This is a genomic window from Streptomyces sp. NPDC050743, from assembly GCF_044456925.1.
Taxonomy (GTDB): Bacteria; Actinomycetota; Actinomycetes; order Streptomycetales; family Streptomycetaceae; genus Streptomyces.
This window is the reverse complement of the sequence record NZ_JBITGJ010000020.1, coordinates 1-25,389: the sequence shown is the minus strand read 5'-3', so window position 1 is coordinate 25,389 and position 25,389 is coordinate 1. Positions and strand designations below refer to the sequence as shown.

Genomic DNA, 25,389 nt, shown 5'->3' with positions numbered 1-25,389 from the left:
CTGGTGTCCGTACCAACCCGCAGAAGACGGTGGTTCACCGTCTGTGCGCTCACCGCGTCCGCCGCGCTGGTCGCCATACCCCCGTCCGCCGCCTCGGGGCGATCGGCGAGCCCCTTCGGCGTGCGGGTCCTCGGCCAACTCGCCAAGGAGCGCGCGCAGTCCGTGGGTGCCATGTCGCCGCACGTCGCGGCGGACGACGACGACGGGAACGAGGCGGACGAGATCGCCGAGGGCGCGGACCAGTACGCCGAGGCCCGCACCTCTCCGGGTGTCGTCGCACCGGGCGCGTACGGCGCGGCCTGGCACGACCTCACCAACCTCAGGAGCACGGGCGGCAGGTGGCGCAACATCACCGACCTGCCGTACAACTCCGACGACCCGCGCTACCGCGACATCGACTCCAACTCCAGCGGCGGAAGCGGAAACGTCACCGGCCGGATGGCGGCGATCGCCGCCGACGACGACGGTTACGTCTACGCGGGCAGCGCCGGCGGCGGCGTGTGGCGCTCGCACAGCGGCGGCGGACACTGGCAGCCCATCAGCGACCGGCTGCCCGCACAGTCCACCGGCGCCCTCGCCCTCGACGGCACCGGCCGGCTGTGGCTGGGCACGGGCGAGGCCACCACCAACGCCGACGCCTACCTCGGCAGCGGCGTCTACGTCCTCACGCACCCGCACCACGGCAACTTCTCCACGCGCAGTCGGGTCGGCGGCGACGAGCTGGAGAGCACCACCATCCACGAGCTGCGGTTCGGCGGCGGCAAGGTGTGGGCGGCCACCAGCGAGGGCGTGTGGAGCCACTCCACGAAGAAGCTGAGCGGCCGCTGGAAGCTGGAGTACGCGCCCAACCCCGACTTCCTGCCGGGCGGTTCGAAGGCCGGCGACCCGACCGCGCCGTACAAGAACATCGCCAACGACATCGCCATCGACCCCAAGGACCCGTCCAAGGTGGTCCTCGCCGTCGGGTGGCGCAGCGGCGACGACTACAACGGCTTCTACACCAAGGTCGGCGGCACCTGGACCCGGATCACCGGCGGCCTCGGTGATCTCCCGGCCGACCCCGACAACGTCGGCAACGTCACCTTCGCCCGCTCCGCCGACGGCTCCCGCTACTACGCCATCGACCAGTCCCCGGAGCAGCTGAACACCAACCCGGACAGCGGCCTGGAGGGCATCTACGTCTCCAAGTCCGGCTCACCGACCGGCCCCTGGACGAAGATCGCCGACTACAAGGGTCTGGCCGCCGACAACTCGGCGCTCAACACGGCCGGTTACATGCCCGGCGTGCAGGCCTGGTACAACCAGTTCCTCACCGTGGACCCGAGCGACCCGCAGCACGTGTACGCGGGCCTGGAGGAGGTCTACGAGACCAAGGACGGCGGCGCCGACTGGTCGACGGTCGGCCCATACTGGAACTTCACCTTCTCCTGCTGGAACATCGACCCGGCCAAGCAGACCGGTGACTGCAACCCGACCACCCACTCCGACCAGCACGGCGTCGCGATCGGCCGCTACCACGGCAAGAGCTTCGTGTACGTCGGCAACGACGGCGGCGTCTACAAGCGCCCGGTGACCGGCTCCCAGGACGCCTCCGGCCACGCCACCGACTGGACCTCGCTGAACGACGGCACCATCGACACCCTCCAGTACTACTCCGTCGGCATCGGCAAGGACCTCGACCACGGCGGCCTGTCCGTCACCGGTGGGCTCCAGGACAACGGCCAGTCGATTCTGCGCGGCAACGACAAGGTGATGGGCTCCAACTTCGGCGGCGACGGCGGCGACACCCTCACCGACCCCGCCAACGGCTGCAACATCGCCCAGGAGTACGTCTACCTCGCGGTCCAGGTCACGCAGAACTGCGCGGTGAACGACGGAAGCTGGGTCACCGATGCGAGCAAGGCCACCTCGTACTCCGTCGCCCCGCCCGACAACGCCACCAGCGAGGCCCGCTTCATCGCCCCGCTCGCGGCGGACATGAAGGACGGCAACACCTGGGTGGCCGGCGGCCGGCACATCTGGGTCCAGACCCACGGCTACGCCATCCGCAGCGGCAAGGAGTGGACCAGCGTCCACGACTTCGGCGCCGGCCGGGTCGCGACCGCCGTCGCCGCGTCCGGCGGGAAGATCTACGCCGCCTGGTGCGGCCCCTGCAACAACCAGGGCTTCGCCCGTGGCATCGCCGTCGGCAACGCGGACGGCACCGGCTGGCACGACATCAGCCTGCCGGTCGCCGGCACGGTGCCCAACCGCTACCTGAGCGGCTTCGCCGTCGACCCGAAGAACGCCGACCACGTCTTCCTCGCCGTCAACGGCTTCTCCCGGCACTGGACCGAGGGCCCCGGCGCCGGCGTCGGCCACGTCTTCGAGTCCACCGACGGCGGGACGACCTGGAAGGACATCTCGGCCAACCTGCCCGACGTGCCCACCGACTCCGCGCTGGTGACGGCGGACGGCGGCCTCGCCGTCGCCACCGACCTCGGTGTCGTCTACCGTGCGCCGGGCCGCACCACCTGGCAGCGGATCGGCAGCCTGCCGGCCGTCGCCGTGCTCCAGCTCAAGACGAGCCCCGGCGGCGGCACGCTGTACGCCGCCACGCACGGCCGCGGGATCTACACCGTCAAGGTGTGCGACCTGCGCTGACCGCCCGCCGAATCGGAGGGGTGGCTCCCGAGCCTTCGGGGGTCACCCCTCCTGCGCGTACGGCACCACGTCCATGTCCAGTGTGAAGACCGTGCGGGCGGCGCCGGCGATGTCCGGTGCCTTGGCGGCGGCGGTGACGTGCGCCGTACCGCCCCGGGTGCCCGCGCAGCGCAGGGTGGCGTGCGCGGTGCCGTCCGCGTCCAGCCGCCAGCCCGATGCGACCACGAGCGCGGGTGCCGAACTCAGCACGCCCGTCCACCGTTTGTCGTCCAGGCGCGGTCGCAGGGTGAGGGTCACCGTCGTCCCCGGGCGCACGCACAGCCGGCGCCGGACCGGGTCACCCGGGGCCACGGAGACGTCCGCGTGCCCGGCGACGCAGCTGCCCGAGGGCCCGGATCCCGTACCCGAGGGCGTGACCGCCCGACCGGAGGGCGCGTCCGTCCTGCCGGGGGACACCGGGCCGCTCGGGGCCTCCGAAGTGCGGGGCGACCCGGACGGCCGTGCCGGCCGGCTCCCGGAGGCTCCGGCACCGGCTCCCGCTTCCCGCCCGGTCGACGCCCCGCACCCCGCCAGTACGACGACCGCGGCGATCGCGCACCCACCGGCCCACCACCGCATGACAGCACCTCCCGGCCTTCGTGCGTACGTCTCCCAGGATGCCTCAGCCCCTGCCGCGTACCGCCTTTCCGACCTCGGTGCGCAGAGCCACGAATCCGGGCAGGCTCCGGGTGGTGAGCTGATCCCGGTCACCGGGCAGGCCGACCGGCAGGTCGCGGACGACGCGGGAGCCGGGGCCGGGGGAGAGGACGACGACGCGGTCGCCGACGTACACGCTCTCGTCGATGTCGTGGGTGACGAACACGATGGTCGTGTCGTTCGTCCGGTGGACCTCCAGCAACAGGTCCTCCAGGTCCGCCCGGGTGCCCGCGTCCAGCGAGCCGAACGGCTCGTCCATGAGCAGCAGGGAGGGCCGGCAGACCAAGGCGCGGGCGATGGCGACACGCTGCTGCATACCGCCGGACAGCTCACGGGGACGGCGCCGGGCGACCCCGTGCAGGCCGACCCGTTCGAGGATGGTCTCGGCCTCGGCCCGGCGGGCGGCCCGCCGGAGGCCCCGGCGGCGCAGCGGGAGGGCCACGTTGTCGCGCACGGTGAGCCAGGGCAGCAGCGAGCGCCCGTACTCCTGGAAGACCACCGCGAGCCGCTCCGGTACGCCGGTCACCGCCGTCCCGTCGATCGTGATCGTGCCCTCCTGCGCCGGCAGCAGCCCGGCGATGGTGCGCAGCAGTGTGGACTTGCCGCACCCGGAGGGGCCGACCACGCTGAGGAGCTGGCCGTCCGGCACGGTGAGACTGATGCCGTCCAGGACGCGGGTGTCGCCGAAGTGCCGGCTGACGGAGTCGAGGCGCAGCATCCCTCACCCGGCCCAGGGCTCGTACAGGGTACCCGCGCTGCCGGCGACCCGCAGGTGCAGCAGGAAGGGGCCCGAGCCGTCGCCCCGGCCCAGGGCGTGGTCCAGGGCGGCCGGCAGCTCGTCGGGGTGTTCGACGCGGGCCGCGGGACAGCCCAAGGACCCGGCGAGGGCCGCGAAGTCGATGCCCGTGATGTCCGTGCCGGGGACGGGCGCGATGCCGATCCGGCGGCCCAGCGCGCGCACGGCCGCGTAACCGCCGTTGTCCAGAAGGACGTAGGTCACCGGAACCGTGTACCGGGCCGCGCTCCACAGGGCCTGCACCGAGTACAGCGCCGAGCCGTCGCCGACCACGCACACCACCCGGCGCCGGTCGGCGAGCGCCCGGCCCACCGCGAGGGGCAGGCCCCAGCCGAGAGCCCCGCTGCCCGTGGTGAGGAAGCCTCCGCCCGACTCGATCGGCACGCGTGCGTGCAGCGTGTCGCGGTGGCTCGGCGCCTCCTCCACGAGGACCCGGTCGCGCGGCAGCCGGGCGCTCAGCAGATCGAAGAGCAGCTCCGGGGTGATGTGTCCCTCGGCGGGGGCCGGGACGGGTGAGGGCCGGGGCGGCGGCGGATCGCGGTCGGGTCCCTTCAGCAGCCCGGTGAGCCGGGCCAGCGCGGGCCGCAGGGTGGTGACGATGCTGGTGCCGGTGGGCAGCCAGGCGGCCTGGCCCGGGTCGCAGTCCAGATGGAACAGCTCGGTGCCGGGCGCGAGCGGCGGGCCGTCGTCCGCCACGTGATAGGTGAACAGCGGCGCGCCGAGGGCGACCACCACGTCGTACGGCGCGAGGCGCGCCGCCAGGTGCCGGGCGATCGGCGGCAGGAACCCCTGGAACAGCGGATGCGACTCGGGGAAGCCGGAGCGGCCGGAGAGCGGGCTGATCCAGACCCCGGCCCGGATCCGCTCGGCCAGCGTCCGGACCTCGTCCAGCGCGTCCTCGTCGTCCACGCCCGGCCCCACCACGAGCGCCGGGCGGCGGCAGGTCTCCAGACGGGCGGCGAGGGCGTCGACGGCTTCCGGGGCGGCCGTGAACGCCGAGTGCACCGTGCGAGGCGTGACGTGCTCGGCGGGCCGGTCCCAGTCGTCCTCGGGCACGGACACGAACACCGGGCCGCGTGGATGGGTCATCGCGATCCGGTACGCCTCGGCGAGCACGGCCGGCACGTCCTCGGCCCGTTCCGGCTGGCGGGCCGACTTCACGTACGGGCGGGGGAACTGGGCGGGCTCGTCGGCGCCGAGGAACGGCCGCAGCTGGATCAGCGAGCGCGCCTGCTGTCCCGCCACGATCACCAGCGGCACCCGGTCGCGGAAGGCGTTGAACACCGCGCCGAGCGCGTGCCCCACCCCGCCGGCCGAGTGCAGGCTGACGAACGCGGCACGCCGGGTGCCGAGCGCGTGCCCGGCCGCCATGCCGACGGCGACGGACTCCTGCAGGCCCAGCACATAGGTGAAGTCGTCCGGCCAGTCGCGGAACATCCGCAGTTCCGTGGAGCCGGGATTGCCGAAGACCGTGGTCATGCCGGTGTCGCGCAGAAACCGTACGACCGCCTCGCGGACCGTGGCCGTCGTCATGCCGTCCTCCCTGCGGACGTCCTGGTGCCGGCGAACCGCTTCTCGACCGCCAGCAAACCGGTATTGAGGAGATACCCGAGCGCGCCGAGCAGCAGCAACGCGGCCCACACGGTGAGCAGATCGGAGCGCGTCTGGGCGTCGGTGAGCGTGAAACCGATGCCGTTGTCACTGCCCGGCAGCAACTCCGAGAACACCATCAGGATCAGACACAGCGAGAGACTGAGCCGCAGCCCCGCGAAGATCCGGGGCAGCGCCGAGGGCAGGATCAGGAACCACAGCCGTTCGGGCGCCGTCAGCCGCAGCACGGCCGCCACCTGGAGCCGCAGCGGGTCGGTGGCGCGGGCGCCCTCGGCCGAGTTGATCAGCACCGGCCACACGGCGCTGAACACGATCGACGCCACCTGCATGGGCGTACCGAAGTCGAAGACGACGACGAACACCGGCACCAGCGCGGGCGGCGGCACGGCCCGTGCGAACTGCAGCACCGGGTTGCACAGCGCGTACGCCCGGCGCGAGCGGCCCACCGCGATCCCCAGGGTGACCCCGGCGACGCTGGCGAGCGCGAACCCGGCCGCCATCCGGCCCAGGCTCGGCAGGATGGTGTCGACGGCGGCCGGGGTGAGGAACAGATGGCCGACGGGCCCGGAGAACCACAGGTCACGGGCGTGCCGGGCGATCCGCAGCGGCGGCGGGAAGTACACGCTGCGCTGGGCGCGGGCGGCCAGTTCCCAGCAGGCGACGGCGCCGAGGAGCACCGACCAGCGCAGCAGGAAGGGGACGGCGGTGGCCCGGGGCGCGCCGGGCGCGGTTCCGGACGGAGCGCTGCCCTGTGCCCGGGTCACGGCCGGCTCCGCCGCGACTTCGCCGCCTCCGGGCGGGGTTCCTGCGCCCAGGCGAACAACCGCCGTTCCGCGCCGACGAGTACGCCGTTGATCACCAGTCCGAGAGCACCCGCCCACACCACCCCGGCCAGCACGTCCCGCGTGCCGTCCGTCTCCGTCTGGGCCTGGGCGATGAAGATGCCGAGGCCCTGGCCGAAGCCGGAGAGGATCTCCGTCGCGACGGCCAGGATCAGGGCGACCGCGGCCGAGATCCGCACACCGGCGGCGATGAACGGGGCGGTGGCTGGCAACTCCACCCGCAGCAGCACCGCGAGCCGCCCGAACCCGAAGGCGCGCAGGGTGTCCTTGGCCAGCGGATCGGTCTCGCCGAGGCCGTAGACGGTGTTGAACAGCACCGGCCACAGCGAGGCGTAGGCGATCAGCGTCACCTCCGTCCGCGTGCCCGGCCCGAGCAGCAGCGACACCAGCGGGATCAGCGCGATCGACGGCAGGGGCCGCAGAACCTCGATCACCGCGCGTACGGCGGCCTCCACCACCGGCACCGCGCCCAGCAGCAGCCCGAGCGGTACGGCGATCGCACAGGCCAGGGCGAGGCCCAGCGCCCACGCCCGCAGGGTCACCCCGATTCCGTCCAGAAAGGCCGGGTCGCCCGCCAACCGGGCGGCGCGGTCCAGGACTTCGGAGGCGGGCGGAAGATAGCTGCGCCGTACGATCCCGGTGCGGGAGACTGCCTCGCAGATCCCGAAGGCCACCGCCGCGCCGAGCAGACCGAGCAGCAGCTCCTGACGTCGTGTCATTTCACCAGCAGGGGTGCCGGATCGACGTCCTTCTTCAGCAGCCCCTGGGCGCGCATGAGCTTGATGAGCCGGCGCAGTGCGGTCGGGTCGGCGGACGCCGGATACGCGGGCAGGTGGATGGCCTTGGCCTGGTCCGCGGTCACCTTGGCATACTTAGGCAGCTCGGTGCGTACCGCTCCCGGGTCCTCGGCGGCGAGCTTCGAGGCCGCCTCGACGGCACGCCGGAAGCCCGCCGCGGCCTTGGGATTCTTCCTCACGAAGTCGGCGGTGGTTACGTACCCGCTGGCGGGCAGGCCTCGCGCCGGCCCCGAGCCGCCGTCCAGCAGGACCCGGGCGCCCAACTCGCCCTGTACGGCGGTGTCGAAGGGCTCGACCGCGTGGGCGGCGTCCACCTGGCCCCGTTGCAGGGCCGGGCCCATCTGCGGGAAGAGGATCTGCCGGTAGACGGGCCGGCCGGCGCCCTGGGCGTCCAGGATCGCATTCAGGGTCAGGGACTGGATGTTGTTGAGGACGGCCACGGCGACCTTCTTGCCCGCGAGATCGGCGGGTTTCCTGAGTGCCGAGTCCTTGGGCACGAGGACGTCCATCATGTGCGAGGCGATCCGGACGCCCTCGGCGAGGATGCGCAGGTCCAGGGTGCCCTTCTCGTTGGCCTGGAAATAGGTGACGTAGTTCGCGCTCGCGATCACGTTCACCTGGCCCTTGAGCAGTGCGGGAAGTGCCTGGATGCTCTGCTGGACGGGCTGGATGCGCACGTCCAGGCCCTCCTTGGCGAACAGCCCGCGGTCCCGGGCCAGATAGAGGGCGGCGGAGTCGGTGAGCGGCAGCGCCGCCACGGTCAGCTGCTGCCGGCCGTCACCGGAGTGCGGCTCGCCGCCGCTGTCGCAGCCCACGAGGGTCAGCGCCACCGCGGCGACGAGTGCGGCGAGGCGTTTCGTTCGCGTCATTCCCGGTCGTGATCGACGTAAAGGCATAGGGGCATGACTACCCAGCAATTGTCATGATCGCTACAGGTTGGTGGTGGGTTTCGGGGTCTTTGGAGAAATACGAACCGAGCGCTCGGTCGGCCCCCCGTCTGAGGCCGGAGTCAGGCCCGTGGGTGGGCGATGCGCAAGGGGGGTGCGGGGGTGGGGGCCGGGGCGTCGGTGGTGGCGGTGGCGTCCGTCCACCAGTCGGCGCCGTCCTCGATGTACCGCAGCAGCACGCCCTCGCGGATCGCCCAGGGGCAGACGACGGCCCCATGCAGCCCCATGAGCTTGAGCGCCGTGTGCCCGACGACCGCTCCCGCCAGGCTCTGTTCGGCGCGGGGCGCGGAGATCCCGGGCAGCTGGGCCCGCTCGGCGACGGGCAGCGCGGCGAGGGTGCGGACCGCCTCGCGCAGATCCCGGCAGCGCATCTCCCGCTGCACGAACGGCCCGTAGCGCCCGGGCGCCGCCCCGCACAGCCGGCCCAGCTGCTGGAACGTACGGGAGCTGACCGCGGCGGTGCGCGGCCGTTCCCAGCGGATCCGCGAGGCCACGTCCCGCAGTTCATGGCGGATCCGGCGGCGCAGTTCCTTCAGTTCCTCCGGCCCCGGCGGATCCTGGACCGCGAGGTACTCCTGGGTGAGGCGCCGCGCGCCGAGCGGCAGGGACGCGGCGAAGTCGGGCAGCCGGCCCCGGCCGAAGGCCACCTCCAGGGAGCCGCCGCCGATGTCGAGCACCGCGAGCGGGCCGGCGTGCCAGCCCAGCCAGCGACGGGCCGCCAGGAAGGTCAGCTCGGCCTCCATCTCACCCGGCAGGGTGCACATGCGGATCCCGGTCCCGGCCGCGACCCGGCGCAGCAGTTCCTGCCGGTTCGGGGCCGCGCGCACCACGGCGGTGGCGAAGGCCATGGGCCCCGAGGCATGCCAGCGCCGGGCGGTGGCCCCCGCCGCGGCCACCGCCTTCACCAGCGCCTCCACCGCCTCCTCGGCGATGGTGCCGTCCGGACCGACGTGTTCGGACAGGCGCAGCTTCCACTTGACGGTGTGCACCGGCAGCGGAACGCCACCCTCCACATCCGCGATCACCAACCGAACCGTGTTCGACCCCGCATCCAGCACACTCACCCGCATGGCCGGGAGGTACCCACTTTCCCGCCAGGAACCCGTCATTCAGAGGGCGAGTGTGCGCACGGCACCGACCGGCAGCTCCCTCAGGAACGGCTCGCGGGGCAGTCGGAGCCGAACCAGGCGCCGGCCGCGCACGGGCCGGGGTCCACCGGGCGCCCGTCCAGCGGGATGGTGCGCGTACACGACCCGCACACCACGTCCGCCTCGGCCCCGGCCGCCCGCAGCCGTGCCGCGGCCCCGTCGGCGGCCTCGAACCAGGTGTTCTCGACCACCGGCACCGGAACGGCCGCGCACAACCGCGCGCTGCGCCAGGCACCCAGCCCAGTGACGGTCCGCAGGACCCGCACGACGTCCGTCCTGCGGTCCCCGACCCCCGTGAGCACCACCGCGAACGGTGGCTCCTCCATCCGGCACCCCCTCGGCACCTGTCCTGATCCCGGCCCCCAGCCCGCCACCGACCCGGCTCCTGCCCTTAGACGGTCATCACCACTGTCGGTGCGAGGAGCGGCACTTGAGCGGGACGGACGCGACGAGGGTACTGGTGGTCGGCGGCGGCATCGCGGGAACCGCGGCCGCGCTCGGGCTGCACAGGGCCGGATACGACGTCACCGTGTACGAGGCACACCCCGACACGGCCGAGGACATCGGGGCGTTCCTGACCCTGGCGAGCAACGGAATGCGCGCCCTGGCCCAGCTCGACGCCACGGACGCCGTCACGGCCGTCGGTTTTCCGCTGACTTCGCTGCGGCTGCTCGACGGCGACGGCACCGAGCTGACGCACGCACCGCTCGGCGAGGTCGCCGAACCTGCACTGCGCTACCGCTGTCTGCGGCCCGGCGAGCTGAACGCGGCCCTGCAGGGCGAGGCGGCCCGGCGCGGCATCCGGGTGCGCCACGGCGCCCGTCTGGTCGCCGTCACGGACGGCCCGCACGGCGTCACCGCACGGTTCGCTGACGGCCGCACCGCCCACGCGAACCTCCTCGTCGGCGCCGACGGGCTGAACTCCACCGTGCGCCGGCTCCTCACCCCCGGGGTCCGGCCCAGGTACGCGGGCCAGCGGATCTTCTACGGCTACTCCGGCACCGCGGCCGGCTCGGACGGCACCGGCGTCATCACCTTCGTCCGGGGCAGCGAGACCACGGTCGGATACGCGGTGTCGCCGGCCGGGCAGCCGTACTGGTTCGCCCGCGTGAGCACGGAACCGCTGCCCGCCGGCGGCTCCGCGCACCGCGCCCCGTGGCGCGAGGAGCTGCTGCCGCTGCTGCGCAAGGACTTCACACCCGCCGCGGACGTCGTCGCCGCCTCCCAGGGGCCCGTCATGGTCACCAACGCCACCGAGATGCCGCTGGGCGCGATGTGGCACCGCGGGAGGATCCTGCTCATCGGCGACGCGGCGCACGCGGCCTCCCCGGCGACCGGGCAGGGTGCCTCGATGGCCCTGGAGGACGCCGTCGTCCTGGCCAAGGCGCTGCGCGACCTGCCCGACGCGCAGAGCGCGTTCACCGCCTACGAATGGCACCGGCGCCCACGGGTGGAGCACAACATCACCGTCAGCGGCGGTATCTCCCGCGGCGGCCGGAACCCGTCCCGTCCCGCTCCCGTCGTGGCCCGTCCCGCCGAGCCGGACCAGACGCTGATCCGCCAGCTGGCCTGGGACAGCCCGCTGTCCGCGGACCCGCCCGAGGACGACTGACCGGGAGCTCCGACCGGGACTCCTACGAGGGCGCACGCGCGCGAAAGTGCAAGAGGCGGCGCACCGGAGTCCATTGCCGGGGAGACCGCCGGGGCCGGATCGTTCCGTGCAACCGGCCCTTCGGCAACAAGGAGCACAGTTGCGACTCTTGAGCAGAGCAGGCGGCGCGGCGGCCGCGACCGCCGCCCTGGTCCTGGGCGGTGGCATCGCGTCCCCGGCACCGGCCGCCGCACCCGGCGATGCCGGCTACACCGTGACCGTGGGGACCCCGGTGCCCTTCACCCACCCCACGGACACCCCCGCGAGCCCCTACCTCGACCGGGACGGCACCTTCCACTACCAGCAGTCCGCCGCTCTGTACGGCGCCGGGGACCCGCGCACCTGGGACTTCTACACCGGCAAGGACTTCGACTCCGCGACCTTCGACAAGACCCTGAGCGAGGCGGTGAACCCCGCCAACCCCGCCGACCGCAACGACGACACCACCTGGCGCTGCAACAACAGCCCCACCGGCCGGGAGGCGACGTACGCGCCGAGCGGCTCCGGCTACGCCCAGAAGAACTACTGCGACCTGTCCGGGGTGTGGGTCGACCCCGACACCGGCGACTGGTACGGCCTGGTGCACAACGAGTTCACCCCGCAGCCCTTCGGCGACGGACTGCACTACGACGCCATCGACTACGCCGTCTCCACCGACCGGGGCCGCACCTGGACCATCGAGGACCACGTGATCACGTCCCCCTACAGCACCGAGCGCGGGGACACCACGGCCTTCCCGAACCAGACGTACTCCTACGGCGACGGCGACCAGCGCCTCTTCGTCGACACCGCCTCCGGCTACTTCTACGTCTATTACGGCTCCCGGATCATCGACAAGAGCGGCGGCTGGAGGGCCTTCTACGAGCACGTGGCCCGCGCTCCGATCTCGGCCAAGATGGCGCCCGGCTCCTGGCGCAAGTGGTACGACGGCGCCTGGTCGCAGCCCGGCACCGGCGGCAGGGAGAGCGACATCGTCCCGGTCGACGCCGACCACCCCACCGGATACACCCCCGCCTCCGCCGAGTACGACCCGGCCAACACCGGCACCGCCGCCCAGCAGATCACGGCGGGCACGATGCCCCCGACCTCGCCGCTGTTCGTGATGAACATCGCCTACGACGCCCATCTCGGGCTGTACATCGGCGAACCGCAGGCCGTCGACCAGAGCGGCGGCTCACCGCAGTACCTCTACGCCACCGACGACCTGAGCACCCAGAAGTGGCGCCTGATCGGCGACACCGGCAGCTACACCAACGCCTCCTGGTACCGCTGGTTCCTCGACAGCGCCAACCGCACCGGCTCCACGATCGTCGGCAGGTCCTTCCGCTCCTACTGCGCCTTCGGCTGCTCCCACGACGCCTCCGGCGAGTACGTCGACATCACCGTCGACCCCGGCACACCGGCGGCCCCGCCGATGGACACGAGCCGCCGCTACCGCATCGCGAGCGACGCGGGCCGGATCCTCGCCCAGGCGGCCGGCGGAACCGGCACCACTTCGCTGACGCGGCCCACCGCAACCGGCCGCGACATCTGGGTCTCCACCCCGACCGGCGACGGCGCCTTCACCCTCACCAACGCGGCGAGCGGCCGGCTGCTCGGCGTCGACTCCTCCTCCGCCGCCGGCCGGGTCTGGGGCGCCAGGCCGACCGTCACCGCCGCACGGAACGGCGGTCCCTCCGTCGGCCGGCAGTGGTTCGTGATCCCGAACGCCTCCGGCGGCACCTACCGTCTGGTCAACCGCTACAGCGGACTCGTGCTCGGCCTCTCCGCCACCTCCGGCCGGCTCGCCGAGACCACGCCGCTGCGCACCTGGACGGACCGCAGCGGAAGTTCCGCCGGCGGCGGACGCACCGCCGCCGAACAGACCCTGTCCCTCACCGCGACCGGCTTCGCACGCCGCTAGCCGAACCGGCCCCGACCCGCACGGGCCGGGGCCCAACTCCCCCCGGCGGCCAGGAGACTTCCGTCTATCCTGCGGCCATGTCGATCACCAACGGGGATTCCGACGCCCAGCTGGCCGTGCGCGCGGCCCAGGCGGGCGCAGCCGTGGTCCGTGACCTCTACGGCAGCCGGCTCGAACGCTACGACAAGTCCGCCGGGGACTTCGCGACCGAGGCGGACCTCGCCGCCGAGCGCGCCATCCTGGACGTACTGCGCGCCGCCCACCCCGACGACGCCGTCACCGGCGAGGAGAGCGGACGCTCCGGCGCCGCCGACGCGCACCGCCGCTGGCTCGTCGACCCGCTGTGCGGCACCCTCAACTACGCGGTGCAAAACATGCTCGTCGGCGTGAACGTCGCTCTGCGCCAGGGAACCGAGGTCACGGCCGCCGCGACCGCCGACCCGTTCAGCGGCGAGGTGTTCTGGACCGACGGCGAGACGGCCTGGGTCCGCAGGGAGGGCGCGGACGAACGGCTCACGCCCTGGGCCGGATCCGCGCTGGTGGACGTGAACCTCGATCCGCCGTTCCCCAACGCCCCCGGTTTCCAGGCGGTCCGGCTTCTGGCCGACCCGGGTTTCGCCGAGCGGTTCCGGCCCAGGGTCGTCTCCAGCACCCTCGCGGTGGCCTGGGTGGCCGCCGGACGCCGGGCCGCCTATGTCACCGACGGCGACCTGCGCGACAGCGTGCACTTCGCGGCGGGGATCGCCCTGTGCCGGGCGGCGGGCTGCACGGTGACCGGCCTGTACGGCGAGCCCGTGCTCAGCGGCGCGGGCGGGCTCGTCGCGGCGGCCGACGCGGAGACCCACGCCGCGCTGCTGGAGCTCGTCAAGAACCAGAGGGGCGAGGGGAGTTAGCCGAGGTGCTCGGCGTCAAGGGACGTGCATACGGGCCGAGTTGAAACCCTCCGCCGAGGCGCGGACAGGCGCGGCCGAGCCCGCCGCGCCTTCTCGACTCGGTCGCCGCTCGTCTGGTGTGATGCCCGCATGACCCTGGCCGCCGACCTCGCCACCCGCTTCGAACAGGCCCTGGACACCCGCTCGGAGACCCTGCGCGAGGCCGCCCAGGACTTCGGGCACATCGTGTCGGCCCCGCCGCTGGCGGTCCTGCGCCCACGGTCCGCAGCCGAGATCCGGGACCTGCTGGAGTTCGCCGGACCCCGGGGTGTCCCGGTGAGCGTGCGCGGCGGCGGCCACTCGATGTACGGGCAGGGGCAGGCGGGCGGCGGGATCGTGCTGGACCTGCGGGCGATGAACCGGGTCGGTCCCGTGGCCCACGGCCAAGTCACCGTGCAGGCAGGCGCGTTGTGGCGGGAGGTGCTGGCCGCCACCCTGCCGCACGGCCGCACCCCGCCGGTCCTCACCGACTACCTCGGCGCGGGTGTCGGCGGTGTCCTGTCGGCGGGCGGACTCGGCGGGGCCGGTCACCGGCACGGCCTGGTCGCGGACCAGGTCCTGGAGCTGGAGGTGGTGACCGGGGCCGGGGAGCACCGGGTCTGCTCACCGGACCGGGATCCGGAGCTGTTCCACGCCGTGCTCGCCGGACTCGGCCAGTGTGCCGTCATCGTGGCCGCCACCCTGCGCCTCGTCCCGGCCCCCGACCGGGTCCGCCGCTACTGCCTGTACTACGCCGGCCTCGCCCACTACCTCGCCGACCAGCGAAGACTCGCCGAGGAACAGCGTTTCACCCATCTGGAGGGCCAGGCGCGGCCGGCCGGTAAGCACGGCTGGCAGTACATGATCGAGGCCGTGGCCCCGTACGACGGCCCCTGCCCGCCCGACGACGCCGCCCTTCTCGACGGACTCGGGCACGACCGCGCCGCGCTGGAGACGGAGGACCTGGGATACGGCGAGTTCGCCCTTCGCGTGGACACCGACGAAGAAGTCCTGCGGGAGACCGGGGAGTGGCTGTATCCGCACCCGTGGCTCAATCTGCTGCCTCCGCACGACAGCGCCGAGTCCGTCGTCCGCGCCGTGCTCGCCGACCCCGCCTTCCGGGATCTGCGTGACACCGGCCTCGTCCTGCTGTACCCGCTGCTCTCCGACCGGTTGAGGGCGCCCCTCTTCCGTCGTCCCTCCGGTGAAGTCCTGTATCTGTTCGCCCTGTTGCGCACGGCACCGCCCGGCAGTCCCGAGGCGGTCGCGGCGATGGTGGCGGCCAACCGCGCCGCGTACGAACGGGCCCGCTCCCGGGGTGCAGTCGCCTATCCCGTCAACGCCCTGCCCATGTCGGACGCCGACTGGCGGGACCACTACGGCAGTAGCCGGCCGGCCTTCGCCGCCGCGAAACGGCGCTTCGACCCGCATCTCGTCCTGGCACGCGGACACGGCCTGCGGTTCTGAAGGTTTTGACTTCCGAAGGCTTGCCGCCCGCTTGCCTCACCACTTAAATCAAAACATGAACTAAGCTGTAAGGTCGCCCAGTTGAGCCGCTTTTCCATGGGAGCCGCCAGATGAGAAGCCGGAACGGAAGCCGCACGAGACCGAGACACCTGGGTGTCGCCCTGGCCGCCCTGGCCGCGCTGATCACCCCGCCCCTCGCCCACACCCAGGCCGCCGCGGCCGGGACGCAGACCTGCGACACGGCCGACGCCGCCCAGGGACGGCCGGCCACGGCGTCCTCCACCGAGAACGCCGGCACACCCGCCTCCGCCGCCTTCGACGGCACCACCTCCACCCGCTGGTCCAGCGGGTTCAGCGACCCGCAGTGGCTCCAGGTCGACCTCGGCGCGGTCACGGACCTGTGCCGGATCGACCTGAACTGGGAGACCGCCTACGGCAAGGACTTCCAGCTCCAGGCCTCGACCGACGGCCAGAACTGGACCACCCTCAAGACCGTCACCGGCGCGAGCGGAGGAACGGCGTCGTACGACGTCGGCGGCACCGGCCGGTACGTCCGCATGTACGGCACCGCACGCGGCACCGGGTACGGCTACTCCCTCTGGGAGATGGCCGTGCACACCACGACCACCGCGACCGGCCCGATCCAGGGCGGCGGCGACCTCGGCCCGAACGTCATCGTCGTGGACCCCTCCACGCCCGACCTCCAGCAGAAGTTCGACGACGTCTTCCATCAGCAGGAGTCCGCCCAGTTCGGCACCGGCCGCTACCAGTTCCTTCTCAAGCCGGGCACGTACGACAACATCAACGCCCAGCTCGGCTTCTACACCTCCATCTCCGGACTGGGCCTGAACCCCGACGACACGCAGATCAACGGCGACGTCACCGTCGACGCCGGCTGGTCCAACGGCAACGCCACGCAGAACTTCTGGCGTTCGGCGGAGAACCTCGCGATCACGCCCTCCAACGGCACCGACCGCTGGGCCGTCGCCCAGGCCGCGCCCTTCCGGCGCATCCACGTCAAGGGCGGCATGAACCTCGCCCCGACCGGCTACGGCTGGGCCTCCGGCGGCTACATCGCGGACTCGAAGATCGACGGCACGGTGGGCCCGTACTCCCAGCAGCAGTGGTACACCCGCGACAGCTCGGTCGGCGGCTGGACCAACGGCGTCTGGAACATGACCTTCTCCGGCGTCCAGGGCGCCCCCGCGACCGACTTCGACAGCGGCCCGTACACCACCCTGGACACCACCCCGGTCTCCCGCGAGAAGCCGTTCCTCTACCTGGACGGCAACGGCTACAAGGTGTTCGTCCCCGGCAGACGCACCAACGCACGCGGCGTCTCCTGGCCGAACACGCCGGGCACCTCCCTCCCGCTCGACCGGTTCTACGTCGTCAAGCCGGGAGCGACGGCCGCCACCATCAACGCGGCCCTCGCCCAGGGCCTCAACCTGCTCTTCACGCCCGGCGTCTACCACCTCGACCGGACCATCGACGTCACGCGCCCCGACACCGTCGTCCTCGGCCTGGGACTGGCCACGCTCGTCCCGGACAACGGCGTCGACGCGATGCACGTGGCCGACGTCGACGGCGTACGGCTCGCCGGCTTCCTCATCGACGCCGGCCCGGTCGACTCCGACACGCTGCTGCGCATCGGCACGCCCGGCTCCACCGCCGACCACTCGGCCGACCCCACCACCGTGCAGGACGTGTTCTTCCGCATCGGCGGCGCGGGGCCCGGCCTGGCCACCAACTCGCTCGTGGTCGACAGCGACGACGCGATCATCGACCACACCTGGATCTGGCGCGCCGACCACGGCAGCGGCGTCGGCTGGGACACCAACCGCGCCGACTACGGCCTGCGGGTCAACGGCGACGACGTGCTCGCCACCGGCCTGTTCGTCGAACACTTCAACAAGTACGACGTCTACTGGAACGGAGAACGCGGCCGGACGATCTTCTTCCAGAACGAGAAGGCGTACGACGCCCCCGACGCCGCCGCCATCACCCATGACGGCATCGTCGGCTACGCGGCCTACAAGGTCGCCGACTCCGTCACCGCCCACGAGGCCTGGGGACTCGGCAGCTACTGCAACTACACGGCCGACCCGTCCATCGTCCAGGCCCACGGCTTCCAGGTCCCGACCGGCCCGGGCATCAGGATGCACGATCTGCTGGTGATCTCCCTCGGCGGCAAGGGCCAGTACGCCCACGTGGTCGACAGCACCGGCGCACCCACCTCGGGAACCAGCACCGTCCCCTCCAAGGTGACGTCGTTCCCGTGACCCGTGCCGGGGCGGGCAGCTCCTGATCGCGCAGGTCATGAGCTGCCCGCCCGGGCGGCCGAGGAGGTGCCCGGGGGTTTCGAGTGCGCCGCGAGTGCAACACGGACGGTGCGGCCCGTACGGACGGAGCCGCACCCTCCGCATGCCCGCCGAGGAAGAGGACACTCATGGATCACTCGCGCGCACCCGTACTCGAGGCCCTGGAGGAGTTCCGGCGCCGCGGAGACGTGGTGTTCGGACCGCCCGGGCACAAGCAGGGCCGCGGCACCGACCCCAGGGTCGCCGAGGTCCTCGGCATCGACGTCTTCCGCTCGGACGTACTGAACCTCAACGGCCTGGACGACCGCCGGGAGTCCCAGGGCGTGCTGTCACAGGCGCAGGAGCTGATGGCCGACGCGGTCGGCGCCGAGCACGCCTTCTTCTCGACCTGCGGCAGCTCCCTGTCCGTGAAGACCGCGATGTGCTCGGTCGCGGGCCCCGGGGAGAAGCTGCTGCTGTCGCGCAACGCGCACAAGTCGGTCGTCGCGGCGGTGATCATCAACGGTGTGGAGCCGATCTGGGTCCACCCGAAGTTCGACACCGAGCGGCACATGGCCCATCCGCCGGAGCCCGACGACGTCCGCGCCCGGCTGCGCGAGCACCCCGACGCCAAGGGCATGCTGCTGATCACACCCACCGACTGGGGCACCTGCGCCGACATCCGGGGCGTCGCCGACGCCTGCCACGCCTACGACGTACCGCTCATCGTGGACGAGGCCTGGGGCGCCCATCTGCCCTTCCACCCGGACCTCCCGGCCTGGGGCATGGACGCCGACGCCGACCTGGTCGTCACCAGCGTGCACAAGATGGGCGGTGCCATCGAGCAGAGCTCGGTCTTCCACCTCCAGCACGACCGGGTGCAGCCCGAGGTGCTCAAGCAGCGCGAGGACCTGCTCGGCACGACCAGCGCCTCCTGCCTGGTGTACGGCGCCCTGGACGGCTGGCGGCGGCAGATGGTCGAGCGGGGCCATGAGCTGCTGGAGGCGGCCGTCCACCGTGCCGAGCGCATCCGGGCGGAGCTGCGGGAACTGCCGGGGCTGCGGATCATGGGGGGCGAGGTGATCGAGGAGGGCCTGGCGGCCGAGTTCGACCCGATGAAGATCGTCGTGGACGTCCGGGACCTCGGCATCAGCGGCATGCAGGCGGCCGAGTGGCTGCGGACGCACCGGCACGTCGACGTGGGCGGCTCGGACAGCTGCCGGATCAGCGCCTCCATCACCCACGCCGACGACGACGAGACCGAGAAGGTCCTGCTGGACGCCATGCGCTCGCTGGTCGACAACGCCGGTTCGATCGAACGGCGGCCCGCCGTCCGGCTGCCCGAGCCCCGGACGCTCGAACTGGAACAGGCCGTCCTGCCGCGCGAGGCGTTCTTCGGTCCCACCGAACAGGTGCCCGCCGAGCGGGCCGTGGGCCGGATCTCCGCCGAGATGATCAGTCCCTATCCGCCCGGGGTGCCCGTCGTGGCGCCCGGCGAGGTGATCACCAAGGAGGTGCTGGACTACCTGCGCAGCGGAGTGGCGCACGGCTTCCTCATCGCCGACGCGGCGGACCCGTCGCTGGAGACCCTGCGCGTCACACCGCGACCGTGACCGGTCCCGTCCGGGTGCCGGGGCGCGGCCGGGGATGCTCCCTGGCCGGCCGCCGGCGGTCCTCTGCCCCGCCGTCCGTGCCCCGTGACCGGGCCCTTTCGGACTGCGGGGGCCGGGGCCAGCGCCTAAGGTGGCGTGTGCGGGCGGCCGGGTGCCTGCCTGCCGGGTCAAGAAGGCGGCCCTCCTGACGAAGACACCCTCGGCAGGGGGCACTTGGCCCTGCTCGACGGTCCCCGGGCCCGGACGACGCGTCCGGCGGGCCTGCCGCCCCGGCAACTCGATGGGAGACGGCCCGACTTCACCCCGACCGGAAATCCGCCGCGATTCCCGGTTTCGGACGCTCCGGCCCGGGGACCTCGGTACGAGGACCGCGTCGACCTCTTTCACCACATTTGTTCAGGTCGTCGGCCGTATGTCCGGGCGTGGCCACCGCGCGTCGCACGCCCCGCTTCGCCGGTGCCGGGCCCACCCCGTGACCAGCGAAGGAAGCAGAGCGATGAGCGAGACGAACCCCTTGAAGCGAGCGGCGGAGAAGGCGACGGACGTCCTGCGGGGCGACGGCGCGGGCCCGGAGCAGGGCCTCCCCGGAAAGCCGGGTGCCCGGTCCCCGTCGGTCGCCGAGCCGACCGAACCCCATGAGCCACTCCCGCCCAAGCCCGACCAGACCGGCCCGGAGACCGTCTCGCCCACCGGTCAGCCCACCGGCGCCGACCAGGCACGGATGGCGCAGAGCGGCAGCCGGCTGACCAACGCCCAGGGCACGCGGCTGTACGACACGGACCACTCGCTCAAGGCGGGACCCCGCGGCCCGGTCCTCCTGCAGGACCACCATCTGCGGGAAAAGGTCATGCACTTCGACCACGAACGCATCCCCGAGCGCGTGGTCCACGCCCGCGGCGCCGCGGCGCACGGGATCTTCCGCAGCTACGGCACGGCGGCGAACGTGACGAAGGCGGCCTTCCTCGCCGAGGGCGTGGAGACGCCGGTGTTCGTCCGCTTCTCCACCGTGCTCGGCTCCCGGGGCTCCGCCGACACCGTCCGCGACACCCGCGGATTCGCGACGAAGTTCTACACCAGCGAGGGCGTCTTCGACCTGGTCGGCAACAACATCCCGGTCTTCTTCATCCAGGACGCGATCAAGTTCCCGGACGTCGTCCACGCCGCCAAACCCCACCCCGACCGGGAGATCCCGCAGGCCCAGAGCGCCCACGACACCTTCTGGGACTTCGTCACCCTGCACACCGAGGCCACGCACCACACCCTCTGGAACATGTCCGACCGTGGCATCCCGCGCTCCTTCCGCACCATGGAGGGCTTCGGGATCCACACCTTCCGCCTGGTCGACGCCGCCGGCGGCACGACCCTGGTGAAGTTCCACTGGAAGCCGAAGCTGGGCGTGCACTCGCTGGTGTGGGAGGAGGCCCAGATCATCAACGGCGTGGACCCGGACTTCCACCGCCGGGACCTCGCTGACGCCATCGAGGCGGGCGCCTACCCCGAGTGGGAGTTCGGCATCCAGACCTTCCCCGACACCCCCGACCAGACGTTCGAGGGCATCGACCTGCTGGACCCGACGAACATCGTCCCCGAGGAACTGGCCCCCGTGCAGCCCATCGGCCTGCTCACCCTCAACCGTAATCCGCTCAACTTCTTCGCCGAGACCGAGCAGGTCGCCTTCCACCCCGGCCACCTCGTCCCCGGCATCGACATCACCGACGACCCGCTGCTCGCGGGCCGGCTCTTCTCCTACCTGGACACCCAGATCACCCGGCTGGGCGGCCCCAACTTCGCGCAGATCCCGATCAACCGTCCGCACGCGCCCGTCAACGACATGCTGCGCGACGGAATGCACCAGACGGCCGTGCACCAGGGCGTGGCCCCCTACCGGCCCAACTCCCTGGACGGCGGCTGCCCGTTCACGGCCGGCGCCGACGCGGGCGCGTTCGTCGAGGCGCCGGTCCGGGTGCCGGAGGCGACGAAGGTCCGCGAGGCACCGGCGTCCTTCGACGACCACTTCAGCCAGCCGCGCCGGTTCTGGCTCAGCATGAGCCCGGTGGAGCGCGAGCACATCATCGGCGCCTACACCTTCGAACTCGCCAAGTGCTACGAACAGGCCATCAGGGAACGGGCGTTGCAGGTGCTGGCGAACATCGACCCGGACCTGTGCGCGGGCGTCGCCACCGGCCTCGGCCTGCCCGCCCCCGCACCCAGCGTTCCCCTGGCCGACGTCGAGCCCAGCCCCGCCCTGTCCCAGGTCGGGCGCACCTGGCCCACCGACGGCCGGGTCATCGGCATCATCACCGGCCCCGACGGCGACCTGGACGGCGTACAGGCCGTACGCCAGGAGGTGCTGGACGGGGGCATGGTCCCGCTCGTCGTCGCACCCACGGGCGGCACCCTCGGCTCCGGCCCGGACGGCCCGGCCGTCCAGCGGACCTATGCGACGGCACGCTCCGTTGAGTTCGACGCGCTGCTCGTGGCCGGTGCCCCGGGCATCGGCGTCGATGCCTACGGCGCCCGGGACGCCAAGGCAGGCCTGCCCACCGGCGGCAACGGCACTCCCGACCCGCGGGTGGGCCTGCTGCTGACGGAGGCGTACCGGCACGGCAAGGCCATCGGAGCCGCCAAGGGCGGGGAGACCGCGCTGGAGGCGGCCGGCATCCCCGCCGACGCGCCCGGTGTGATCGCCGGCGACGGCGCCACGACGGTCCTGCAGCAGCTCACCCAGTTGCTCGGCTCCCACCGGGTCTGGGACCGCTTCCCGTCGACCGCCTGACGGTCCCCCAGGCAGGGGTCACCGAACGGCACTTCGCGGCTGTCCGCCTGGTCCGGCCCCGAACGGCGTACCAGAACAGGCGGACGGCGTGGGTCGCGGGTCCGATGGAAGCGCCCCTCCGTCAACCAGTAAGGCAGATCATGCGTCTTCGCAGCTTCGCCACAACGGCCGTTCTCGCGGGTGTCCTTGCCATGGGTGGCTCGGCGACCGCCTTCGCCGCGGACCCGGACCCGACGACCGGCAGCGCCGTCAACAGCCCTGGTCTCGTCTCGGGCAATGTCATCCAGGTGCCGGTCGAGATCCCGGTCAACGCGTGCGGCGACAGCATCAATCTCATCGGGCTGCTGAACCCGGCCGCCGGCAGCGCCTGCGCCAACCGGTGACGCCGCCCGTGCGCCGGCTCCCATGCGCGGGAGCCGGCGCACGGCTGTTCGGGCCCCGGGAAGATGCTCACCGCACGTTTGGCGCGATGGGGGCGGGCAACTCGTCGAGCGCCGGCCGGCACCACCCCCGGGGGTGGAAGGACGCCGGTCAGGTGGGACGGCGGAACAGCGCCGTCCAGAGGAACTCCTCCCCGAACAGCGCGGAGCCCGCCGGTTCCTGCCGCATGGGGCGCAGTTCGACCTCCTGAAGATCGGAGAAGATCCGCCGCAGTGACTCGGGTGTGTAGGCGAGACCGCCGTGCAGGCCGGGCTCGCGGTAGAAGGCCGCGTCGGGGAGCTCGGACCCCATCCGCCCTGCGGCGAAACAGGTGAGCGCGAAATGCCCGCCGGGCGCCAGCACACGCTCCAGCAGCGCGAGATGGCTGACCCGGCGGTGCGGTGGCAGGTGGTGGAAGCAGCCGGAGTCGTAGACCAGGTCGTACGGGCCGGGCAGCTCGCTCGTGCCGTCCGCCGTCAGGGTGAACGCGTCCCCGCAGTGGAACCGGACGCCTCCCACCCGGGCGCCTGCTCCCGCGGCGCCCGGCCCCACCTCCCGCGCCCGCTCCTCGGCCCAGGCGATCGCGGCGGGCGAGAGATCGACGGCGTCCACCTCGAAGCCGTGCGCGGCGAGGTACGAGGCATTGCGGCCGGGGCCACAGCCCAGGTCGAGGGCCCGCCCCGGCGCGATCAGACCGCGCTCCAGGTAGGACACCAGGTTCTCGTCCGGCTTCGCCGCGAAGAACGGCACTGGTTTGTCCCGTTCCGCATAGAAGCCGTCCCACCATGCGGCCGCGCCGCGCGTCCACCGGTCGGCCTCCGGCGCGAACAGCCCGTCCAGGAGTCGCAGTACGTCTTCCACCGTGCGGATGTCCCGGTCCATCCGGCCCCCTTTCCCGATGCCCAGAACCTAGGGACGGCGACGGCGGAAGGCCAGGTCGCCGGGCTCGGCCCGAGGGCACCGGCGGGCCTGTGAGCGGCCGGCGCAGGAGAGGCGAGGGGCCTGCCCCAGAGGGGCGGCGGACGGGCCTTGCGAGCCCCACGGCACACCGGCACGCGGCCTTCCTCGATCGAGCCGGGGGCACTTTCCCGTCCGCTTGCCCGGGAGCGTCCGCGACAGGCAGGGGGACCGGCTCAGTCCCGTCTCGCGGCCGGGGCCTCGCCGCCGGCCTGTGCCGCATCCTGCTGTGCGGCCGGGCGGCGGCGCCCGCGCAGCAGCAGGCGTCTCGCCGGGCGCTCCACCGCCTCGTACAGCAGCCAGGACAGCCCGAGCGACACCGTGAACGCGGTCGTGGTCACGGCGATCCCCGCCAGCAGACCGAAGTGCGGCTTGGTCCCGAGCAACCGTGTGGCGGACTGCAGCACCAGAAGATGGATCATGTAGAAGGCGAACGACAGCTCGCCGAGCCGCACCAGCCGCCGGCGCCGCCACAGCGAGGGCAGCCCTTGTACGTCCGCGACGGCCGCGGCCGGGATGAGCAGCGTGAACCCGGCGATGGTGCACACGGTGGCCGAGTAGCCGGGTGCGACCTGCGGGACGAGGAAGTAGCCGATGATGGCCAGGGCGAGCGAGGCCTCGAGACCGGGCCCCCGCCACCGGCCGAGCAGCACCAGCCGCGCGGTGACAGCGCCGAGGACGAACTCGGGCAGCCGGACCGCCGGGAAGGAGTACAGCGCGTATCTCCACCAGTGGTGGGCGTCCGCCCGGGCCAGCACGAAGACCGCCACCACCGCCAGAGCGCCGAGCGCTGCCGAACCGCGCGCGCCGAGCCGGCGCAGCAGCAGGAACAGCAGCGGGAAGGAGGCGTAGAAGAACGCCTCGCAGGCGAGGGACCAGCTGACCGGGTTCAGCGTCTGCCACCAGGGGCGCCACCAGGAATGCAGCAGCAGCAGATTGGACAGCGTCTGCTTCGGCGTCGGCCTCGGCTGGTTCCCGAGCGTGTACGTCATGACCAGGGCGAGGGCCAGAGTGACCAGGTGCACCGGATAGATGCGCGCGATGCGCCGCCGCCAGAAGGCGAGCACTCTGTCACGGGGCCGCGCCGACCAGGTCAGGACGAAGCCGGAGAGCACGAAGAAGAACGACACACCGGTGGCGCCGGCCCCGAATCCCCAGGACACGAGGCGGCCACCGGTGCCTCCGAAGTAGCCGAAGTTGTTCACATGAAGTCCGAACACCAGCAGTGCCGCCATCCACCGCAGTCCCGTGAGGGACGGCAGCGAGGGCATGGCGGCGGCTGGGGAATCCCTGGCGGTCGTGTCGCCGGCACTGGCGTTCGGCGTCGTCCGGATCGTCCGGGTCGTCGCCGTTGTCATCGAATCACCTGCCGCAGAGGGTTGGCGTGGGGCGTGAAGGGGTATGTTGCCCGTTCGCCTCTGATCCATCACGTCACATGGCAAACATCACACTCGCTGCCGAACGACAGCGGCCTCCCTCTGCCACGGACGCCTGGACCGGGTGCACCCGTACGAGTGACGCCCCACGTCCCGCCTTGATCAGCTCGCGGCCAGTTCCTTGGTGATCCGCTCCAGCATGAACGCCGAGGACTCCCTGGCCCGCTCCTCCCAGGCGAACACACAGGCCGTGGCCACGCCGTCGAACCCCAGCTCGCGCAGGGTGCCGAAGAAGGCGTCCCAGTCGACCTCGCCCTGCCCTATGTCCAGGTGCTGGTGGATCCGGGCCGGGGTGCCCGGCGGGTTCAGGATGTACCGCAGGCCGGAGGACCCCTTGTGGTTGAAGGAGTCCGCGATGTGCACGTGCCGCAGCTTGTCACGGAGTTGTAAGCAAATAACTGCTGGCGTCGGCTCAACTTCACTGTGTGGCATGGTAGATGGGCTGTCATGGCGATACCGGAGGAGACCCTCGAGG

The 25,389-nt window shown here is 72.4% G+C and carries 19 protein-coding genes and 1 pseudogene; 9 read left to right on the top strand and 11 right to left on the bottom strand.

The genetic code is table 11. The features are described 5' to 3' along the window. Positions 1–3: 3 nt before the first annotated feature. The gene (locus tag ACIBJF_RS20735) at positions 4–2,643 is read left to right on the top strand and encodes a glycosyl hydrolase (RefSeq protein WP_399175477.1); all 2,640 of its coding nucleotides are present in this window, start codon (positions 4–6) and stop codon (positions 2,641–2,643) included. Positions 2,644–2,685: 42 nt separating this feature from the next. Here ACIBJF_RS20735 and ACIBJF_RS20730 read toward each other — a convergent pair whose 3' ends face one another. The 8 genes from ACIBJF_RS20730 to ACIBJF_RS20695 all read right to left on the bottom strand — a co-directional run bounded on the left by ACIBJF_RS20730 (position 2,686) and on the right by ACIBJF_RS20695 (position 9,806). Beyond that, positions 2,686–2,994 (bottom strand): acetyl-CoA synthetase, encoded by a 309-nt coding sequence (locus ACIBJF_RS20730; RefSeq protein WP_399175476.1) that lies wholly within the window; start codon positions 2,992–2,994, stop codon positions 2,686–2,688. Positions 2,995–3,304: 310 nt separating this feature from the next. Further along, a complete protein-coding gene (locus ACIBJF_RS20725) occupies positions 3,305–4,057 on the bottom strand; it encodes an ABC transporter ATP-binding protein (RefSeq protein WP_399175474.1) in 753 nt (250 codons plus the stop codon). A gap of 3 nt (positions 4,058–4,060) precedes the next feature. After that, positions 4,061–5,668 carry a benzoylformate decarboxylase gene (gene mdlC, locus ACIBJF_RS20720; protein ID WP_399175472.1) on the bottom strand — a complete coding sequence of 536 codons (1,608 nt, stop codon included), beginning with the start codon at positions 5,666–5,668 and terminating at the stop codon, positions 4,061–4,063. Further along, the gene (locus ACIBJF_RS20715) at positions 5,665–6,510 is read right to left on the bottom strand and encodes an ABC transporter permease (RefSeq protein WP_399175470.1); all 846 of its coding nucleotides are present in this window, start codon (positions 6,508–6,510) and stop codon (positions 5,665–5,667) included. The genes mdlC and ACIBJF_RS20715 overlap by 4 nt, the downstream gene beginning before the upstream one ends. After that, positions 6,507–7,307: an ABC transporter permease gene (locus tag ACIBJF_RS20710; RefSeq protein WP_399175468.1), complete on the bottom strand. Its 801-nt coding sequence runs from the start codon at positions 7,305–7,307 to the stop codon at positions 6,507–6,509. Before ACIBJF_RS20710 ends, ACIBJF_RS20715 begins: the two co-directional genes overlap by 4 nt. Then, positions 7,304–8,254 carry an ABC transporter substrate-binding protein gene (locus tag ACIBJF_RS20705; RefSeq protein ID WP_399175466.1) on the bottom strand — a complete coding sequence of 317 codons (951 nt, stop codon included), beginning with the start codon at positions 8,252–8,254 and terminating at the stop codon, positions 7,304–7,306. The genes ACIBJF_RS20710 and ACIBJF_RS20705 overlap by 4 nt, the downstream gene beginning before the upstream one ends. A gap of 140 nt (positions 8,255–8,394) precedes the next feature. Next, positions 8,395–9,402 carry a Ppx/GppA family phosphatase gene (locus ACIBJF_RS20700; RefSeq protein WP_399175464.1) on the bottom strand — a complete coding sequence of 336 codons (1,008 nt, stop codon included), beginning with the start codon at positions 9,400–9,402 and terminating at the stop codon, positions 8,395–8,397. A gap of 80 nt (positions 9,403–9,482) precedes the next feature. Then, the gene (locus ACIBJF_RS20695; protein WP_399175463.1) at positions 9,483–9,806 is read right to left on the bottom strand and encodes a ribosomal protein L7/L12; all 324 of its coding nucleotides are present in this window, start codon (positions 9,804–9,806) and stop codon (positions 9,483–9,485) included. A 104-nt stretch (positions 9,807–9,910) separates the two neighbouring features. On the opposite strand from ACIBJF_RS20695, the gene ACIBJF_RS20690 reads away from it, so the two are divergent. The 8 genes from ACIBJF_RS20690 (at position 9,911) to ACIBJF_RS20655 (ending at position 22,484) form a co-directional block, all read left to right on the top strand. Then, positions 9,911–11,092, top strand: coding sequence for an FAD-dependent oxidoreductase (locus tag ACIBJF_RS20690; RefSeq protein WP_399175461.1), 1,182 nt, complete (start codon positions 9,911–9,913; stop codon positions 11,090–11,092). 148 nt (positions 11,093–11,240) lie between these two features. Then, a complete protein-coding gene (locus tag ACIBJF_RS20685) occupies positions 11,241–13,034 on the top strand; it encodes an RICIN domain-containing protein (protein ID WP_399175459.1) in 1,794 nt (597 codons plus the stop codon). 77 nt (positions 13,035–13,111) lie between these two features. Beyond that, the gene (locus ACIBJF_RS20680) at positions 13,112–13,927 is read left to right on the top strand and encodes an inositol monophosphatase family protein (protein ID WP_399175457.1); all 816 of its coding nucleotides are present in this window, start codon (positions 13,112–13,114) and stop codon (positions 13,925–13,927) included. A gap of 129 nt (positions 13,928–14,056) precedes the next feature. After that, positions 14,057–15,412 (top strand): FAD-binding protein, encoded by a 1,356-nt coding sequence (locus tag ACIBJF_RS20675; protein WP_399175455.1) that lies wholly within the window; start codon positions 14,057–14,059, stop codon positions 15,410–15,412. A gap of 110 nt (positions 15,413–15,522) precedes the next feature. Next, positions 15,523–17,694: a discoidin domain-containing protein gene (locus ACIBJF_RS20670; protein ID WP_399175453.1), complete on the top strand. Its 2,172-nt coding sequence runs from the start codon at positions 15,523–15,525 to the stop codon at positions 17,692–17,694. Positions 17,695–17,861: 167 nt separating this feature from the next. After that, entirely contained in the window at positions 17,862–19,325 is a 1,464-nt protein-coding gene (locus ACIBJF_RS20665) for an aminotransferase class I/II-fold pyridoxal phosphate-dependent enzyme (RefSeq protein ID WP_399175451.1), read from the top strand. Positions 19,326–19,821: 496 nt separating this feature from the next. After that, on the top strand, positions 19,822–22,101 hold the full coding sequence (locus ACIBJF_RS20660) for a catalase (protein WP_399175449.1): 2,280 nt from the start codon (positions 19,822–19,824) through the stop codon (positions 22,099–22,101). A 140-nt stretch (positions 22,102–22,241) separates the two neighbouring features. Next, positions 22,242–22,484, top strand: coding sequence for a chaplin (locus tag ACIBJF_RS20655; protein WP_399175448.1), 243 nt, complete (start codon positions 22,242–22,244; stop codon positions 22,482–22,484). Between the two features lie 148 nt (positions 22,485–22,632). On the opposite strand, the gene ACIBJF_RS20650 is transcribed toward ACIBJF_RS20655, so the two are convergent. The 3 genes and pseudogenes from ACIBJF_RS20650 to ACIBJF_RS20640 form a co-directional block, all read right to left on the bottom strand. Continuing rightward, positions 22,633–23,403 carry a class I SAM-dependent methyltransferase gene (locus ACIBJF_RS20650; RefSeq protein ID WP_399175446.1) on the bottom strand — a complete coding sequence of 257 codons (771 nt, stop codon included), beginning with the start codon at positions 23,401–23,403 and terminating at the stop codon, positions 22,633–22,635. 251 nt (positions 23,404–23,654) lie between these two features. Then, positions 23,655–24,836: an acyltransferase family protein gene (locus tag ACIBJF_RS20645; protein ID WP_399175444.1), complete on the bottom strand. Its 1,182-nt coding sequence runs from the start codon at positions 24,834–24,836 to the stop codon at positions 23,655–23,657. Positions 24,837–25,016: 180 nt separating this feature from the next. Further along, positions 25,017–25,295: pseudogene (locus ACIBJF_RS20640) on the bottom strand (TIM barrel protein); the annotation flags it as partial. Positions 25,296–25,389: the final 94 nt, after the last annotated feature.